At 70.1% G+C, this 3,739-nt stretch carries 3 protein-coding genes and 1 pseudogene; 2 read left to right on the forward strand and 2 right to left on the reverse strand.

The window, feature by feature from the left end:
- Positions 1-277 (reverse strand): annotated as a pseudogene (locus IJH84_RS03245) (cell wall anchor protein); the annotation flags it as partial.
- A 131-nt stretch (positions 278-408) separates the two neighbouring features.
- Positions 409-1,914, reverse strand: coding sequence for an NAD(P)/FAD-dependent oxidoreductase (locus tag IJH84_RS03250; protein ID WP_295139996.1), 1,506 nt, complete (start codon positions 1,912-1,914; stop codon positions 409-411).
- Between the two features lie 102 nt (positions 1,915-2,016).
- Here IJH84_RS03250 and IJH84_RS03255 point away from each other — a divergent pair, with 102 nt between their 5' ends.
- Entirely contained in the window at positions 2,017-2,637 is a 621-nt protein-coding gene (locus IJH84_RS03255) for a TetR/AcrR family transcriptional regulator (RefSeq protein WP_200073177.1), read from the forward strand.
- A gap of 255 nt (positions 2,638-2,892) precedes the next feature.
- The coding region (locus tag IJH84_RS03260; protein WP_295139999.1) for a hypothetical protein at positions 2,893-3,739 on the forward strand (847 nt) is incomplete at its 3' end.

Consider the following 3,739-nt stretch of genomic DNA (forward strand, 5'->3'; position numbering starts at 1 on the left):
CCTTCGCCCCCGCCTGCTCCGGCTCCTTGCGCTTGCGCGGCGGCTTGACCAGCGTGACCTCGGCCGCCGAGAACGAGAGCACGTCTTTCGACCCGGCCGGGCGGACCTGGATGAAATCGCCCTCGGCGGGCTCGTCGAGCGCGATCACCTTGCCGGACCGCCCCTCCGGGACGCCGACCGCCGAAGCGGTGAACCACACCGTCGGCGTGCCGCCACCGGACAGCTCTTCCCGGAGTCCGCGGATCTCGTCGGTGGACAACGCGCGGGCCTTGGACATGACAGCCCCCAGCTCAGGGTGCCCCCGAGTCGGAGAGCTGCGGCCCGAACAGCTGAGACCCGGACCGCGCTGTCCTCACCGGGGGTGGCGGCAACGAACCCGCACAGTATATCGAACTGCCGTGCGAAGCTTCAACGCCGCCCCGCACCCGCGGTGATCTCGAAGTCCGCCGGGTCGGCCTTGCGGGTGCGCAGCCAGTAGTTCCAGGTGAAACCGGGCCACACCGTGCGGTTCACGCCGTTGACGTCCAGGTACCAGCTCTGGCACCCGCCGGCGGACCAGACCGCGTCCGAGAGCTGGTGCTGGATCCGGTCGTTGAACTCGTCCTGCACCGACTGGCGCACGTCGACCTGGTCGACGTCGCCGCGCAGGATCGGCCGCAGGCAGCTGAGCACGTAGTTGATCTGCGACTCGATCATGAACACGACGGAGTTGTGCCCCAGCCCGGTGTTCGGCCCGAGCAGGAAGAACATGTTCGGGAAACCGGAGACCGTGATGCCCAGGTGCGCCTGCATCCCGTCCTTCCAGGCGTCCCGGAGCTTGTAGCCGTTGCGCCCGGCCACGTCGAGGTGGTCGAACGCGTCGGTGACGTGGAACCCGGTGCCGAAGATGATCGCGTCCACCGGGTGCTCCTGACCGTCCCCGGAGACCACGGAGTTCTCCCGCACCTCCGCGACCCCGTCGGTGCGCAGGTCCACGTTGGACCGGTTCAGCGCCGGGTAGTAGTCGCTGGAGAGCAGGATGCGCTTGCAGCCCATCGCGTACTTCGGCGTGACCGCTTCGCGGGTCGCCGGGTCCTTCACCGCGCGCCGGATGTAGCGCTTGGCCAGGTGCTCGGAGACCTTGCCGAGCCACTTGCTGCGCAGCACCGCGACCGAGCGGAACTCCAGCACCCAGTACACCGCGGTGCGGGCTGCCCGCTGCAGCCCCGGGACGCGGCGGAACCACTTGCGCACGCTGTGCGGGATCTCCTGATCCGGCTTCGGCTGGATCCACGGCGGCGTGCGCTGGAACAGGTGCAACTTGCCCGCTTGCTCGGCGACGCGCGGCACGAACTGGATGGCGCTGGCGCCGGTGCCGACCACGGCGACCCGCTTGTCCCGCAGGTCGTAGTCGTGGTTCCACTGCGCGGAGTGGAACACCTCGCCCTGGAAGCGCTCGATGCCGTCGAGTTCGGGGTAGCTGGGGATGTGCAGCGCGCCGACGCCCATGACCAGCGCCTTGCCGACGTATTCGGTCCCGTCGGCGGTGGCAACGTGCCAGCTGCGGGTCGATTCGTCGTACTCGCTGCCGGTGAATTCGACGCCGTAGTGGATGTGCTCGCGGATGCCGTACTTGTCCGCGCAGCGCTGCAGGTATTCGGAGATCTCCTGCTGCTCGGCGAACAGCCGGGACCACTCCGGGTTCTGCTCGAACGAGAAGGAGTACATCAGCGAGGGGACGTCGCAGGCACAGCCCGGGTAGGTGTTGTCCCGCCAGGTGCCCCCGAGGTCGTGGTCCTTCTCCAGCACCAAGAAGTCCTCGATGCCGGCTTCCTTGAGCTTGATCGCGGTGCCGAGCCCGGAGAAGCCGGTACCGACGATAATCACCGACGTGTCGTGCCGCGGTGCCCGTTGTGGCTCTGGCGTGGGTGCCATTGGCGGTCCTCCCTGTTCGGCGTCCGGCCTGCCCGGAAGGCAGCCTACTATGAGTAAGTTACCAACGGTAGGGTCAGCTCGGCGACCGGTAGGGTTTGCGTCGTGAACGCGCAGCATGCGACCTCCACGACCAACGGCCCCCGCAAGCGCCTCCCCCGTGCCGAACGCGAGCAGCAGATCCTCGCCGTGGCCGAAGAGGTCTTCGCGGGCAGCGGCTACCAAGCCTCGTCCATGGACGACATCGCGCAGCGCGTCGGGCTGTCCAAACCGATGCTCTACGAATACTTCGGCTCCAAAGAAGGCCTGCTCATCGCGTGCGTCGAGCGTGCGCGCCGCGAACTGCTCGACGCCACCACGGTCGCCGCCGCCAACGCCGCGGACAACGAGACGCTGCTGCACGACTGCCTGCTGGCCTTCTTCCGGTTCAGCGACGATCACGCGCAGGCGTGGGCACTGCTGCGCAGCGAGGCCGCGATCCCGAGCGCCTCGGTCGACTCGGCGGTGGAGGAGACCCGCGCGCAGCAGACCGGGCTGACCGCGCGGCTGCTGGAGGCGTCCCGCCCGGATCTGGACCCGGAGCGCCTCGAAGCGTTCGCGGAGTCGATCATCGGCGCCTGCGAGCGGCTCGCGCTGTGGCGGGAGCGCAGCACCGAGATCACCGCCGAGCGGGCGACCCAGCACCTCATGGCCCTGATCAGCCCCAGCCTGGTGCCACCCGCGTGATCTCGTAACTCCGCGAAGCGATCGCCGCCAGGGCAGAACTCCGAACTCACTCGATCGAGGGGCGTACCCGCTCACGGGGTCAAGATCTTCCGCGAGACCGCCGATGTGGTGCGCGTTGATCGTCCGCCGATGCGTCCGGGCCGCCGCAGCCCGCCCGGGCCGCCGCCGGACGACACCAGGTCCCCGTCCCGGCACCGCACCCCGATGCCGGGCCGGGGATCACCTCCCCATTAGCGACATCGAGGAGAACTGATCTTGCGCCCCTGGACCACGCGCACCTGGCACGCCGCCGTCGTGGCCGCGGGAGTCGCCGCGGCCGGGGCCGGTACCGCCGGAGCGGCCACGGCACCCGACCTGACCGAGCCGGACCTGTCCTCGGTCCCGGACGAGATCGGCTTCCGCGCGCCGGTCGACGCCTGCCGCGCCCAGGAGGCGCCCGAGTTCAACAGCACCAAGGCCCCGTGCGTGGACGCGGACCTGCACGCGAGCGCGCCGAACGTGGTCAAGCAGGTCGGCACCGACATCGTGCGCACGACGCACGGCGCGGCCGGTGAACTCCGCGACGGGCAGCCGCCGAACGCCAAGCTCGCCGGAGTCGCCCAGCACGTCGGGCTGGAGAAGGACCGCCTGCTGGGGATGACCAAGACCCGGCCGAACGTCGGCTTGGACGTGCAGCCCGAGCACACCGGCCTGGTCGAGCAGCACGATCCCGAAGGCAGCTTCCTGCGCGGCGAGATCGGCCCGCGCGGCAAGACCCACGAGGGTGTGTCCACAGCGGACACCGCCGTCTCGGCCGACGTCGTGCACGGCTACACGGTCGGGCCGATGGCCCGCCCGGAGAAGGCCCTGCAACCGGTGGTGCGGAACAACCCGCTCGTCTCGGACGAGCCCGCGGTGGGGCTGCCGAAGGCTTCCGAAGTGCTGCCCGGCGCGAAGGCGGCCACCGGCATGACGCACGCCGACGAGCTGACCTCGGCTCCCGAACAGGTCGTCAACGGCGTCGCAGGCGGGTTGCCGAAGGCGCCCGAGGTGGTCTCCGGCGCGCAGGACGTCGCCGAGCAGACCCCGATCGGCGACGCGGCCTCGACCGCGCAGCGGACCG

Origin of the sequence: Saccharopolyspora sp., assembly GCF_017434145.1 — a bacterium.
Classification (GTDB): Bacteria; Actinomycetota; Actinomycetes; order Mycobacteriales; family Pseudonocardiaceae; genus Saccharopolyspora_C; species Saccharopolyspora_C galaxeae.